The organism is Streptomyces sp. NPDC048436, from assembly GCF_043200355.1.
Taxonomy (GTDB): Bacteria; Actinomycetota; Actinomycetes; order Streptomycetales; family Streptomycetaceae; genus Streptomyces.
Genome location: NZ_JBICXP010000001.1, coordinates 555997 through 569251, shown reverse-complemented (window position 1 = coordinate 569251; position 13255 = coordinate 555997). Strand labels below are relative to the sequence as shown.

Annotated in this window: 11 protein-coding genes; 4 read left to right on the top strand and 7 right to left on the bottom strand. The window is 70.3% G+C overall.

Features of this window, described 5'->3' with window-relative positions:
- Positions 1 to 59 precede the first annotated feature (59 nt).
- Together ACGFX9_RS02630 and ACGFX9_RS02625 are read left to right on the top strand one after the other, a co-directional pair.
- A complete protein-coding gene (locus ACGFX9_RS02630; protein WP_393463538.1) occupies positions 60 to 1082 on the top strand; it encodes an endonuclease/exonuclease/phosphatase family protein in 1023 nt (340 codons plus the stop codon).
- A gap of 146 nt (positions 1083 to 1228) precedes the next feature.
- On the top strand, positions 1229 to 2440 hold the full coding sequence (locus tag ACGFX9_RS02625) for an MFS transporter (protein WP_393463537.1): 1212 nt from the start codon (positions 1229 to 1231) through the stop codon (positions 2438 to 2440).
- A gap of 86 nt (positions 2441 to 2526) precedes the next feature.
- Here the strand turns inward: ACGFX9_RS02625 and ACGFX9_RS02620 are convergent, their stop codons facing one another.
- The 3 genes from ACGFX9_RS02620 to ACGFX9_RS02610 all read right to left on the bottom strand — a co-directional run bounded on the left by ACGFX9_RS02620 (position 2527) and on the right by ACGFX9_RS02610 (position 6643).
- Complete coding sequence (locus ACGFX9_RS02620) at positions 2527 to 4281, bottom strand: NAD+ synthase (protein WP_393463535.1); 1755 nt, start codon at positions 4279 to 4281, stop codon at positions 2527 to 2529.
- An 89-nt stretch (positions 4282 to 4370) separates the two neighbouring features.
- Positions 4371 to 6017 carry a multicopper oxidase family protein gene (locus tag ACGFX9_RS02615; RefSeq protein WP_393463533.1) on the bottom strand — a complete coding sequence of 549 codons (1647 nt, stop codon included), beginning with the start codon at positions 6015 to 6017 and terminating at the stop codon, positions 4371 to 4373.
- Between the two features lie 122 nt (positions 6018 to 6139).
- Positions 6140 to 6643 (bottom strand): hypothetical protein, encoded by a 504-nt coding sequence (locus ACGFX9_RS02610; protein ID WP_393463531.1) that lies wholly within the window; start codon positions 6641 to 6643, stop codon positions 6140 to 6142.
- A 107-nt stretch (positions 6644 to 6750) separates the two neighbouring features.
- Between ACGFX9_RS02610 and ACGFX9_RS02605 the strand changes: the two genes are divergently transcribed.
- Positions 6751 to 7446, top strand: a complete 696-nt coding sequence (locus ACGFX9_RS02605) for a DUF998 domain-containing protein (protein WP_393463529.1) — start codon at positions 6751 to 6753, stop codon at positions 7444 to 7446.
- Between the two features lie 10 nt (positions 7447 to 7456).
- Positions 7457 to 8281, top strand: a complete 825-nt coding sequence (locus ACGFX9_RS02600) for an alpha/beta fold hydrolase (RefSeq protein WP_393463527.1) — start codon at positions 7457 to 7459, stop codon at positions 8279 to 8281.
- An 87-nt stretch (positions 8282 to 8368) separates the two neighbouring features.
- Here ACGFX9_RS02600 and ACGFX9_RS02595 read toward each other — a convergent pair whose 3' ends face one another.
- The 4 genes from ACGFX9_RS02595 to ACGFX9_RS02580 all read right to left on the bottom strand — a co-directional run bounded on the left by ACGFX9_RS02595 (position 8369) and on the right by ACGFX9_RS02580 (position 13067).
- Positions 8369 to 9427, bottom strand: a complete 1059-nt coding sequence (locus tag ACGFX9_RS02595) for a LacI family DNA-binding transcriptional regulator (protein ID WP_393463525.1) — start codon at positions 9425 to 9427, stop codon at positions 8369 to 8371.
- A 125-nt stretch (positions 9428 to 9552) separates the two neighbouring features.
- On the bottom strand, positions 9553 to 11190 hold the full coding sequence (locus tag ACGFX9_RS02590; RefSeq protein ID WP_393463523.1) for a sugar ABC transporter substrate-binding protein: 1638 nt from the start codon (positions 11188 to 11190) through the stop codon (positions 9553 to 9555).
- Positions 11191 to 11268: 78 nt separating this feature from the next.
- Complete coding sequence (locus ACGFX9_RS02585) at positions 11269 to 12132, bottom strand: carbohydrate ABC transporter permease (RefSeq protein WP_393465563.1); 864 nt, start codon at positions 12130 to 12132, stop codon at positions 11269 to 11271.
- Between the two features lie 80 nt (positions 12133 to 12212).
- Positions 12213 to 13067 (bottom strand): ABC transporter permease, encoded by an 855-nt coding sequence (locus ACGFX9_RS02580; protein ID WP_393465561.1) that lies wholly within the window; start codon positions 13065 to 13067, stop codon positions 12213 to 12215.
- Positions 13068 to 13255 lie beyond the last annotated feature (188 nt).

Genomic DNA, 13255 nt, shown 5'->3' with positions numbered 1-13255 from the left:
CATCCCCTAGTGTTTCAGGGGCGAGGACGGTTGCACGGCACCAGTGAGGCGACGAGCGTATGGCGCAGGCGTATGTGACGGAGACGGGCAGCGGCGGCTCGGAACCCGGCCGCCAAGGGTCCCGGTTCCGGCGCCTGGCCGACGGATGGCGGGGCGACCGGGGAATCTGGCGGCGTGGACTCGTCATCGCCGGTGTCGCGGTGCTGCTCAGCCTGGTGATGCTCTTCCACGCGCAGATCCCGAACGGCGTCGGCAACCTGGGCAGCCTCATCGAGACGTTCCTGCCCTGGCTCGGCATCCTGATCCCGGTGCTGCTCGTCATGGGCTTCGTCCGCAGGTCCGCCACCGCGCTGATCGCGGTGCTGCTGCCCTCGGTCATCTGGGTCAGCTCCTTCGGCGGCCTGATCACCGACAAGTCCGGCGCGGGCGGCGATCTGACGGTCGCCACGCACAACGTGAACGCGGAGAACGCCGACCCGTCGGGCACCGCCCGTGACGTGGCCGCGTCCGGCGCCGACGTCGTGGCCCTCGAGGAGCTCACGGCGGGCGCCGTCCCGACGTACGAGAAGGCCCTGGCCGGCACGTACAAGTACCACTCGGTGCAGGGCACGGTCGGCCTGTGGAGCAAGTACCCGCTGACCGGCACCGAGCCCGTCGACATCAAGCTGGGCTGGACCCGGGCGATGCGCACGACGGTCGCCAGCCCCAAGGGCGAGGTCGCCGTGTACGTCGCCCATCTGCCGTCGGTGCGGGTCAAGCTGGACGCGGGCTTCACCGCCAACCAGCGTGACGCGAGCGCCGACGCGCTGGGCGAGGCGATCGGCCACGAGCCGATCTCCAAGGTCGTGCTGCTCGGTGACCTGAACGGCACGATGAACGACCGGGCCCTGAACGGGGTCACCTCGCAGCTGCGCTCCACGCAGGGCGCGGCGGGCGACGGCTTCGGCTTCAGCTGGCCCGCTTCGTTCCCGATGGCGCGGATCGACCAGATCATGGTGAAGGGCGTCGAGCCGCTGTCGTCGTGGACGCTGCCGGAGACGGGCAGCGATCATCTGCCGATCGCGGCGCGGGTCGAGCTCTAGCCTCGGGCCGGCCGGGGGAGCGGGACGCGCCGCCATGTGGCGCACATCTCCTCTTAACCTCGCGGAATACTGGGCCTGAGAGACTTTGTTCCGGAAGTAAACTTATGGAACACCACTCCCTCACGCGCTCCTCCGGAAGGTTCTTCATGCCCCTGGCCCTGCTCGCCCTAGCCGTGGGCGCCTTCGGCATCGGTACGACCGAGTTCGTGATGATGGGCCTGCTGCCCAACGTCGCCGACGACCTGGACATATCCATCCCCACCGCCGGACACCTGGTGTCGGCGTACGCCCTGGGTGTCGTCATCGGCGCCCCGCTGCTCGCCGCGGTCACCGCGCGCATGCCGCGGCGGCGCGTCCTCATCGGCCTCATGGTGCTGTTCGTCGCCGGCAACGCCCTGTCGGCCGCGGCCCCCGACTACCACTGGCTGATGGCCGCCCGCTTCGTCAGCGGCCTTCCGCACGGCGCGTTCTTCGGCGTCGGCGCTGTCGTCGCCACCGGCCTGGTCGCTCCCGAGCGCAAGGCGCGCTCCGTCTCGCTGATGTTCCTCGGCCTGACCGTCGCCAACATCGTGGGCGTACCGGTCGCCACCGCCATGGGTCAGCAGCTCGGCTGGCGCGCCACGTTCCTCGCGGTCAGCGCGATCGGCCTCGCGGCGATCGCGGCGCTGGCCTTCCTCGTACCCGCCGACCACGGCCACGGCGAGAGCGGCGGCCTGCGTGGAGAGATCCGGGCGCTCGGCAGCGTGCCGGTGTGGCTCGCGCTCGGCACGACCGTCGCGGGCTTCGGGGCGCTGTTCTCCGCGTACAGCTATGTGACGCCGATGCTCACCGACGCGGCGGGCTACGCTGAATCCAGCGTTACGTTGCTGCTCGCGCTGTTCGGTGTCGGCGCGACGGCGGGCAACCTGCTCGGCGGCCGGCTCGCCGACCACTCCCTGCGGGGCACGCTCTTCGGCGGCCTCACGGCGCTTGTCGTGGTCCTCGCCCTGTTCCCGGTCCTCATGGGCACGGCCTGGACCGCCGCGATCGCGGTGACGCTGCTCGGCATGGCGGCGTTCACCACGGGTTCGCCGCTGCAGCTGATGGTCATGGAGAAGGCGTCGGCGGCCCCGTCCCTGGCCTCATCCGCCAACCAGGCCGCGTTCAACCTCGCCAACGCGGGCGGCGCGTGGGCCGGCGGCCTCGCCTTGGCCGCGGGCTTCGGGGTCACCTCTCCGGCGGTGACCGGCGCGGCGCTTGCCGTGCTCGGCCTCGGAGTGGCCGCGGTGGCGTACCTGGTGGACCTGCGGTCGCCCGCGGCGGGCAGTGAGCGGCTGGTGGCTTCGGGGAAGCCTCTTCGGGAGACGTCCCGGCGGTAGTTCCCCTGGTCCCTCGGGTGACACGTGGGTGGACGATCGACTCGCCGCTTCGCGGCGGATCTTCCCCGCCCACCCACCCGTTACCGTCAGACGGACTCCCGCCACCGATTGGTGATCGGCAGCCGCCGGTCCTTGCCGAACCCCTTCGCGGAGATCTTCGTGCCCGGCGGGTACTGCCGCCGCTTGTACTCGGCCGTGTCCACCATCCGCAGCACCTTCACGACGAGCTCCCGGTCGTACCCGGCGGCGACGATCGCGTCAGCGCCCTGGTCCCGGTCGACGTAGAGGGCCAGGATCCCGTCGAGCACCGGATAGTCGGGCAGCGAGTCCGTGTCCACCTGGTCCGGCCGCAGCTCCGCGCTCGGCGGCTTGGTGATGGAGTTCTCCGGGATCGGCGGGGTCTGCCCGCGGTCGGCCGCCGCGCGGTTGCGCCACTCGGCGAGCCGGAAGATCAAGGACTTGTAGACGTCCTTGATCGGCCCGTACGCCCCGACCGAGTCGCCGTAGAGCGTCGAATACCCCACCGCCAGCTCGGACTTGTTGCCGGGCGCGAGGACGATGTGGCCCTCCTGGTTGGAGATGGCCATCAGCATCGTGCCGCGCAGCCGCGACTGGAGGTTCTCCTCGGCGAGCCCGGTGAGCCCCAGGGACCCCATGTACGCGTCGAACATCGGCGCGATCGGCACGGTACGGAGGTTAAGACCCGTACGCCGGGCCAGCTCCTCCGCGTCACCGATGGAGTGGTCGGATGAGTAGCGGGACGGCATGGCGACGCCGTACACGTTCTGCGCGCCGAGCGCGTCGCAGGCGATCGCGGCGGTCAGCGCGGAGTCGATGCCTCCGGAGAGCCCGATCAGGACGCTGCTGAACCCATTCTTCGCGGTGTACGCACGCAGCCCGACGACCAGTGCCGAGTACACCTCTTCGTCGTCGTCGAGCCGCTCGGCGTACCCGCCGGTGAGTTCGCCCTCGTACGGAGCGAGGGGCTCGGCCGAGAGGGTGACGTGCTCGATGCGCAGTCCGTCGTCCACGATGCCCGACGGCGGCTCGGGGGCGGCGGCGGGCAGCTCCAGGTCGAGCACCACGCATCCCTCGGCGAACTGCGGTGCCCGCGCGATGACTTCGCCGTCCCGGTCCACGACCACCGAGTCGCCGTCGAAGACGATCTCGTCCTGGCCGCCGATCATGGCGAGATAGGCGGTGGTGCAGCCGGCCTCCTGCGCGCGCTTGCGCACCAGGTCCAGCCGTACGTCGTCCTTCATCTGCTCGTACGGCGACGCGTTGATCGACAGGAGCAGACCCGCCCCCGCGGTGCGCGTCGCCGGGACACGGCCGCCGTCCTGCCAGAGGTCCTCGCAGATGGCGAGCGCGACGTCGACGCCGTGCACCCGCACGATCGGCAGGGTCTCGCCCGGCACGAAGTAGCGGAACTCGTCGAAGACGCCGTAGTTCGGCAGGTGGTGCTTGGAGTAGGTCAGGACGGCCTCGCCGCGGTGCAGCACGGCGGCGGCGTCCCGCGGGGCGCCCGCGGGCTGGCCGAACTTGGGCTTGGCCTCCTCGGTGCGGTCGAGATAGCCGACGACGACCGGCAGCTCCCCGTACCCCTCGTCGTTCAGCCGCACGGCGAGCGCGCGCAGCGCCGCCCTCGAGGCATCGACGAAGGACGACCGCAGCGCGAGGTCCTCGACGGGATAGCCGGTCAGCGCCATCTCGGGAAACGCGACGAGGTGCGCTCCCTGCTCGGCGGAGTGCCGGGTCCAATGGACGATCGACTCGATGTTCCCGGCGAGATCGCCGACGGTCGAGTCGATCTGATTCAGGGCGAGGCGTAGTTGAGGCACGGAGCCAGTGTAATCGTCAGAGCGACGCGATGCCTGGGCGGGGAGTCCCCGTGGAGCGCCCCCACGGGGACGCCCCATGGGGGCGCCGGTCAGCGGCGGTAGCCCAGGACCGTCATCATTCCCGCCTCCGAGTGGTAGACGTTGTGGCAGTGGATCATCCACAGGCCCGGATTGTCCGCGTCGAAGTCCACCGTCAGCGTGCCGTTCGGCAGGACGACCGCGGTGTCCTTGCGGGGGCCGCCCGCCACGTTCGCCAGGGCGAAGGTGTGGCCGTGCAGGTGGACCGGGTGCCACATCGCCGTCGAGTTGGCGAAGACCAGGCGGACGCGTTCGCCCGCGCGGACCGGGTGGCGGCGGCCGGGGGAGTACGGCTTCTTGTCGAAGGCCCAGTCGTACTTCGCCATCCCGCCCGTCAGCTGGATCCTGATCGTGCGGTCAGGCTTGCGGGACGGGAGGGCCGCCGACTCCGCGGCCCGCAGCTTGTCCGCCGTCAGGAGGCGGCCCTTGAGCTCCTTGGGGCGCGTGGCGGGAGCGGGCGCCGCGCCGCCGCCCGTGCGCAGGACCGCGAGCGCCGCCGCCTTCTTGCCCTCGGCCGCCGCGGTCAGCGGGAACGCCCCGTCCTTGGCGGTGACCAGGACGTCGTAGCGCTCGCCCATGCCGAGCAGCAGCGCGTCCGTCTTCGCGTGCTCCACCGGGAAGCCGTCCGTGTGCGTCACCGTCATCTCATGGCCGCCGAGCGCCACCCGGAAGGCCGTGTCGCCGCCCGCGTTGATGATGCGCAGGCGGATGCGGTCGCCGGGGCGGGCCTTGAAGGAGGAAGGGGAGTCCGGGGTACGGCCGTTGATCAGGTAATGCGGGTACGCCACGTCGCCGGCGTCGCCGCCGAGGAGGTCACTCTTGGCGCCCATCATCATGCGGGAGGGGCCTGACGGCTTGGTGCCGGGCTCCGGGGACGCGTCCGTTCGCAGAGACATGCTCGACATGTCGTGGCCGCCGTGGTCCATGCCGCCGCCCGTGTCGTCGCCCTCGTCGCCCTTGCCGCCCATGTCGTGGCCGCTCATGCCCTTGCTGAGCTGGGCGAGGACGGCGTCCGGGGTCGAGCCGTCCACGCCGTCGACCCAGTCGTCCAGGACGACGACCCACTCCTTGTCGTACTTCAACGGCTCCTTGGGGTCCTCGACGATCAGCGGTGCGTACAGGCCGCGGTCCTGCTGGGTGCCCGAGTGGGGGTGGAACCAGTACGTCCCCGGGTGCGGGACGGCGAAGCGGTAGGTGAAGTCGGCGCCCGGCTTGACGGCCTTCTGGGTGAGGCCGGGGACGCCGTCCATGTCGTTGCGCAGGGCCAGGCCGTGCCAGTGCAGGGAAGTGGCCTGGGGCAGGTGGTTGGCGAGCGTGAGGGCGAGGGTGTCGCCCGCGGTGACGCGGACTTCCTTGCCGGGCAGCTGGTCGCCGTACGCCCAGGTCTTGACCGTACGGCCGCCGAGGTCGAGCTCGGCCGTCATGGCCATCAGCTTCACCTCGCGGACCGCGCCGCCGCCGGCCCGCTTCTTCTCCGCGGCGGCGACTTCCTTGCCGGAGGGGTCGACGTAGCCATCGGGCTCGGAGCCGCCGCTGTGCGCGTTGTGGCCGTTGTGGCTGGAACCGGAGCACGCGGTGAGAAGTCCCGAACCGGCGATGGCGGTCGCGGCGCCGAGGAGGGCGCGGCGGGATGGGGTGCGCGGGGTTTGAGTGCGCATGGCTGAGTACACCTCGTCGTGGTGGTGGTGCGTACAGAGGGGCGCGTCTGCTGCTTCTGATGCGTCGCGCAACGCCGGAGTGCGGCGGGGTGCGGGCAGCGCGAAGCAGCCGGTGCGTCGGCCTAGATACGCAGCACGGAGAGGTGGGAGAGGAGTATGCGGGGCGGCGGCGGATCGGGCCGCAGCCCATCGGCGGCCGGGGCGAGCGGACGTGGGGGTACGGCAAAGCCACCGGGTCGCAGGAGCCCGGCTCGCAGCAGCAGGAGAAGGGTGAGCCCGGCAAGCACGGCCAGGCATACGGAGAGGGGGTCCATCCCGGCCATGCCGGCGGGGACGGACGCCGATGCCACGTTTGCGGCGGGGGCCGTGCGGGCGTGGCTGCTCGGGATCGCGCCCGGCAGCGGTTGCCCGGCTCCGGGGCGGACGTGGGCGCCTGCGTCCATGGCGGCCGGCACGCGCGCGTGCCCGCTGTCGGCCGTACTCATCCCATGCTGCCCGGCGGCCCGTTCGGTCCCGCCCCCGTGTCCCGTCGGATGGCCCAGCGTATGCATCGTCACGATGCCGAAGAGCAGCGCGGCGAGCAGCAGGAGCTGTCCGCCGTTCGCTGAGCTCTTCCTGTGCGCCATGGGACGAAACCTTACCCCCGGCGGGTATTCGACGACATGCGGGCCCCCGGTGCTCCACTGATCATGAGCCCATGACAACTACGGACGAAGTGGCAGAAGTCGGACCCGTGCCGACTGTACTGCCGGGACCCCGCCCCGGTACCGGCCGGCCCGCCGCAGTATCGGCCCTCCTCGCCCTGGGCGCGTTCGCCTACAGCGCGTGGCTCATCGAACCCTTCCTCGGGACCGGGCTCTCGCCGGTGAGTTCGTACGTCAGTGAACTCGCCGCCCAGGACCAGCCGTTCGGCACGCTGTTCCGCACGACCGACCTGACCGCAGGGCTGCTGGTCCTCACCGCCGCGGTGAGCGCGTTGCTGTGGCTGCCGCGCCGGTGGGCCACCAACGCGGGCTGGGCGGGGCTCGCGCTGTTCGGGGCGGCCACCGCCGTCGACTCGCGGCTGCCGATGAGCTGCGCGCCGACCGCCGACGCGGGGTGCGCGGCAAGGGAGCGGGCGGGGCTCGTGCCCGCGACGCACGCCGCGCACGTGGTGAGCAGCAGCGTCGCGGTGACGGGGGCGCTGGTGGGGGTGGTGGTGCTGACGCTCGCGGCGCGGAGATGCGGGGTCCTGCCGTCCCTCGCGGGCACCCTCGCCCTCTTCCTCGTACTCCTCGAACTGGCCGCCACCACCTGGACCTTGGCGGCCATCGCCGCCTTCGACGCGGGGCAGGGCACGTGGGGCATGGGGATCGGGCAGCGGCTTCAGGTGCTGCTGATCGCGGTCTGGGTGGGGCTGCTGGCGCGTGCGGTGGTGCGGCGCGGGTGAGGGGGTGAGGGTGCGTTCCTTCGTACGGATCGGGGGAGTGCCGCACCACGTGGAGGTGACGGGGCGGGGGCCGGTGTGCGTGCTGAGCGCGGGGCTCGGGCTCGCGTGGTTCGACTGGGACGCGGTGGTGGAACTCCTCTCCCCACGGCGGACGGTCGTCAACTTCGACCGGCCGGGGCTCGGCCTGAGCGGGCACGCGCGCGTGGCGCCGTCCCTCGCCGGGGAGGCGGCGCGGATCGCTTCACTCCTCGACGCGCTCGGCCTCTCCGGGCGGCCCGCCACGGTGGTGGGGCACTCGCTCGCGGGCTTCCACTGCGAGGCGTTCGCGCGCCTGTATCCGGCGCGTACGTCGGGCCTGGTCCTGGTCGACTCCAGCGTCGAGGAGCGGCCGAGGGTGCGGACGCCCCGCGGGGCGCGGCTGGGCTTCGCACGCGCGTGCGGGGCTGTGCTGAGCGGGGTGGGGGTGCCGAGGGCGGTGGGGCCATGGGTGCGGCGGATGGCGGTACCGGGGGCGCCGGTGGATGTCGTGCGGCAGGTCTACGGGACGAGCAGGGTGCTTCAGGCCTCACTCGTGGAGTACGCGACGTATGGCGACGCGGCGGCCGAACTCGCCGTGCTCCGGCGGAAGTTACCGCTCCCGGAGGGTATTCCCGTGACGGTGCTTGCCGCGTCCGCGGGGGCTTCGGGTTCGGGTTCGGGGAAGTGGCTCGCTCGCCAGCGGGGGCTGGCCGAAGAGCTCGACGCGGAGTTCCGCGTCGCGGAGGACTCGGGCCACGTGGTGATGCGGGACCGCCCGGCGGAGGTCGCGGAGGCGGTACTGGGGGATGGCGGGTGACGCCCCGGCCCGCCACCCCAAAGCCCCGCCCACGAACACCCCCGGACGCCCCGCACCCCCGCACGCCCCGCACCCCCGCCCCTCCCCCTAAGCCCCCCCGCGCCCCCGAACCCCCCTCACACTCTCCCGAATCACGATATGCGTCCCCAGGAGATGCCTCTCCTGGCCCGACCGTGCGCTCCCGTTCAGCGCGAGCCGGACCGCCGTCCTGCCCATTTCCTCTGCCGGGATGTGCACCGTCGTCAACCCGGGGGTGATGTCCGCCGCTACCGGGTCGTCGTTGTAGCCGACCACCGAGATGTCCTCCGGGACCCGCAGGCCGTGCTCCCGGAGTGCGATCACCGTCGCCGCGGCCACCCTGTCGTCGCCCGCGAAGACCGCCGTGAAGTCCGGCTTGCCGTCCGCCTTCTTGAGGAGGTCCATGATCGCCTCGTACCCGTGGTTCTGGCCGAAGCCGATGCCGTGCAGGATCGCCTGCTCGCGCGGCACCCCGTGGTCGGACAGCGCGCGGAGGTATCCGGCGACGCGGTCCTCGCCCGTGGTGTGGCCGGGCTGGTAGCCGATCAGGGCGATCTTGCGGTGGCCCGCGCCCAGGAGGTGGCTCGTGATCGCGTACGCCCCCGCCTCATTGTCGTACTCGACGACCAGCGCCGGGACATCCGGCGCCGGCGCCGGACGCCCGCACAGGACGAGGCGGGAGCCGGCCGCGGCCAGCGCCTCCGCGTACCGCGCCATCCGCTCGCGGTACTCGTCGTCCTCGACGACGCCACCCACCAACACCACCGCCTCCGCGGCCTGTTCGCGCATCATCTGCACCAGGGCAAGCTCACGCGCCGGATCACTGCCCGTCGACGCGACCAGGGTGAGCCTGCCCTGCTGGGCGGCCTCCATTTCCACGCCGTGTGCGACATGGGCGTAGAAGGAGCTCACCAGCTCGAACATGAGCACCGCTATCGTCTTGCGGCCCGCGCCCGCCAACGCGCGCGCATGCGCGTTGGCGACGTAGTCGAGATCCTTGACGGCCCGCAGCACCTTCGCGCGGGACGCCGTCGACGTCGGGTAGTTGCCCGCGAGAACCCGCGAGACGGTCGCGACCGAGACGCCAGCCCGCGCCGCCACATCGCGGATGGTGACCCGCTCACCCACTGTGTCTCCTCAAGTAGCAGTAGCCGGGGCGGGGTTGCCCGCGAATGAGCATGCGCCCACCGCGCCCGCCCCGGCACCATCATCCCGCGTCCGCGCCCGGATGAGTGCGCGGATCAGTCCCCGGATCAGTGCGCCGCCTCGTACTCCTTTGCGAACTCCGCCCGCGCCTTGTCGCCGCCCTGCGCCTGCCACTTCTTGTAGACGGCGTCCCAGTCGGACAGCTTCTTGCGGCCCGAGACGATCGCCGTGACGCCGTCCTCGATGACCTGCTGCATGGACGCGCCCTGCCGGTTGTACGTGTCCGACATCAGACCCCAGTGGTCATCGCGGACGAGGTGCGGCACGACCGCCTTCTCCCAGGTGTGCAGCCGCTTGGTGAGGTCCGGGTAGCCGGGGAAGTACAGCGGCTGCGGCGCGTCCATGAGGTAGGCGAAGGGGAGGTTCGTCCTGTTCTCCACCAGGCCGAGCGAGGTGGGGATCGGGTCGCCGTTCTTGTCGTACGTGAAATGTGTGCCCTCGACGCCCGAGTGCATCAGCTCGTACTCCTTCGAGCCGAACGGCGACGCCAGCCAGTCCAGGACCCGCAGCATCAGCTTGACGCGGTCCTTGGAGGCCTTCTTGATGACGGTGTAGCCGAAACAGCCGCGGTTCTGCTGGTAGACGGGCGTCGCGCCGTCGACCACGTACGGCACGGCCGCGTCCAGCGTGAACTCGTCCTTGATGCCCTGCGCGTTGGAGATGACCGCGCCCCAGCCGTCCGTCATCGAGCGGACCGTGCCGTTGTAGAACTGGGTCTTGAGGTCGACCTGGGAGACCGAGGTGGCGTCGGAGTTGTACGAGCCCGCCTTGCGCATCTTGGACATGTACTCAAGGGCGGCCTTGAACTCGTCGGTCCCGAACATGTCGGTGACCTTGCCGTTCTTGATCTGCCACTGGTTCGGCGCGCCGTGCCACATCGCGTGGTAGAGGTAGCCGAAGAAGCCGACAGAGGAGGCGCCGAGCGCGTACTTCTTGTTCTGCGAGGCCTCCCTCGCCATCGTCTGGAAGTCGGCCGCCGCCATGCCCGGCTTGTAGCCCGCCTTGGCGAAGGCCTCCTTGTTGATGAACATCGCGCCCTGCACCTTGGCGCGCTCGATCGGGAGACCGTAGATGCGGCCGGATACGCGGCCCATGCCCTCCCACGCGTACGTGGGGATGTTGGCGAGGTTCGGGTAGTCGTTGACCGCGTCGCCCGACAGGTGTTCGGACAGGTCCGCGCACCGCGCCTGTACGAACTGCGACTCGCGCGGCAGGACGTAACCGCCACCGAAGTTGATCATGTCGGGCAGGTCGTCGCCCGACATCAGCGTCGACATCTTGGAGCGGAAGTCCGCGTCAGGCACCACCGAGAACTCGACCTCGACACCGAGGGCCTCGTTCATCGCCTGCCAGAACTTGTTCGATCCGACCGGCTTCGGCGGGGTGCCGTAGGTGATGGTCATGACCTTGATCTTCTGCTTGCCGGTGCCCGGCTTCTCGGCCGTCGCGGCGACGAGCTTCTGCGGGTACTTGGTGAAGCCGGGCTGTACGCCCGCGGTGCTCGGCGCGAGGTCGGGCTTCGGGCCGTCGGCGGGCGTGTACGTCGGCCAGGGCGTCACCTTCTTGTCGGCGTTGCTGACCGAACCGCCGCCGCCCGAGTCGGTGGAACAGGCGGTGAGCAGGGAAGGGGCCGCGACAGCGGCACCACCGACGGCTATGGAGCGCAGCAGCGTGCGGCGCGACATCGAGGAACCGGACACAGTGTCATCAACCTTTCGGACATGCGGAGTCGAGCGAGTCGTGTGAGTCGTGCGGGAAGTGGCTCAGCTCTTGATGGCGCCGGTGAGCACGCCCTTGGTGAAGTACTTCTGCAGGAAGGGGTAGACGATCAGGATCGGTACGGTGGCGATCACCAGGACGGCCATCTGCATCGTCTGCGGTGCCGAGACGTTCGCCGCGTCGCTCAGGCCGGTGTCCGCGATCTGCGAGCCACCCATGACGTATGTACGAAGGACCTGCTGGAGCGGCCAGTGGTCTGACTCCAGATAGATCGACGCATGGAACCAGGCGTTCCAGTAGCTCACCGCGTAGAAGAGGCCGACGACAGCGAGGGCGGCCTTGGAGAGCGGGAGCACGACGCGCCACAGGATCTGCCAGTCGTTCGCGCCGTCGAGCCGCGCCGCCTCGTACAACTCCTCGGGAACGCCCTGGAAGAAGCCGCGCAGGACGACCAGATTGAAGACGTTGATGAGGAGGGGGACGATCAGGGAGCTGTAGCTCTCCAGCATTCCCATCCCCTTGACCAGCAGGAACGCGGGGATCATGCCGGGCGGGAAGAGGAAGGTGAACAGGACGATCAGCAGGATCGGCTTCCCGCCGTACACCTTGGGGCGGCTCAGCGCGTACGCCAGGAACGTCGTGCACGCCAGCGAGGCGAGGGTTCCGATGATCGTGACGCCGGCGCTCACGCCGAGCGCCTTGGTGACGATGCCGCCCTCGAAGACCTGTTCGTAGGCGCGCAGGGTCGGGTGCGTCGGCCACAGGACCCAGCCGCCGTTGTCGATGACCTCGCGGTTGGAGGCGAACGACGTCGAGACGATGACCAGGAAGGGTACGAAGACCATGACCAGGATGGTGACGATGGCGAGGGCCTTGGCCACCTGGGTGACCGGCTTCGGCTTCTCCATCCAGGAGGGGCGTACGGGGCGGGTAGGGCGTGCGGGGCGCGCCCGGCCCGTGGGCCGTATCGCCGCGGTTTTCGTGCTGCTCACTTGTAGACCCCCTGCTCGCCGAGGCGATGGGCGACCTTGTTGGCCGCGAAGACGAGAATCGCGCCGACCACGCCCTTGAACAGGCCCGCCGCCGCGGCGTATCCGGTGTCGCCGCCGACGATGCCCTGCCAGAAGACGAAGGTGTCGAGCACCTCACCGGCCTCGGGCCCGACCGACTGCCGTTGCAGCAGCATCTGTTCGAAGCCGACCGAGAGGATGTCGCCGAGCCGCATGATCAGCAGCAGGATCACCACGGACCGGATGGACGGCAGCGTCACGTGCCAGAAGCGGCGCCAGGGGCCCGCTCCGTCGATCGCTGCGGCCTCGTACTGCTGCTCGTCCACCTGCATCAGGGCGGCGAGGAAGATGATCGTGCCCCAGCCGGCGTCCTTCCAGACGACCTGTGCGACGACGAGCGCCGGGTAGGCGTCCGGGTTGCCGATGATGTCGACGGAGTGCAGACCCGCCTGCCCGAGCACGGAGTTGAGCAGTCCGGTGTCGGCGAGTACCTGCTGGAACAGGGCGACGACGATGACCCACGACAGGAAGTGCGGCAGGTAGACCACCGACTGCACGAAGCGCCGGGTCAGGTCCGAGGTCAGGCTGTGCAGGAGCAGGGCAAGGCCGAGCGGCACCGGGAAGTAGAAGACCAGTTGGAGCACCGCGAGGAAGAGCGTGTTCCAGGTCGCGTGCCAGAAGTCCGGGTCGCCGAACATCCGGTCGAAGTTCTCGAAGCCGACCCAGGGGCTGGCCCAGAGGCCGTCGAAGGGGACGTACTCCTTGAAGGCGACGGCGTTGCCGATGAACGCGCCGTAGTGGAACACCAGGAAGTACGCGACTCCCGGCACCATGAGCAGCAGCAGGAACCGGGAGGAGTGAAACCGTTTCCATCGCTCATCACGCCTGGGTTTGTTGCCTTTTGGTCGATTGCTGCTCTTGCCGGGCGGCTTCACCGCCTCGGTTTCCGTCCGGTCCTTCGTCACCGCTGACACGGCAGCCCCTCCGTCGTGGAACAAGGTGACCGGAATCTAAAGCGGTT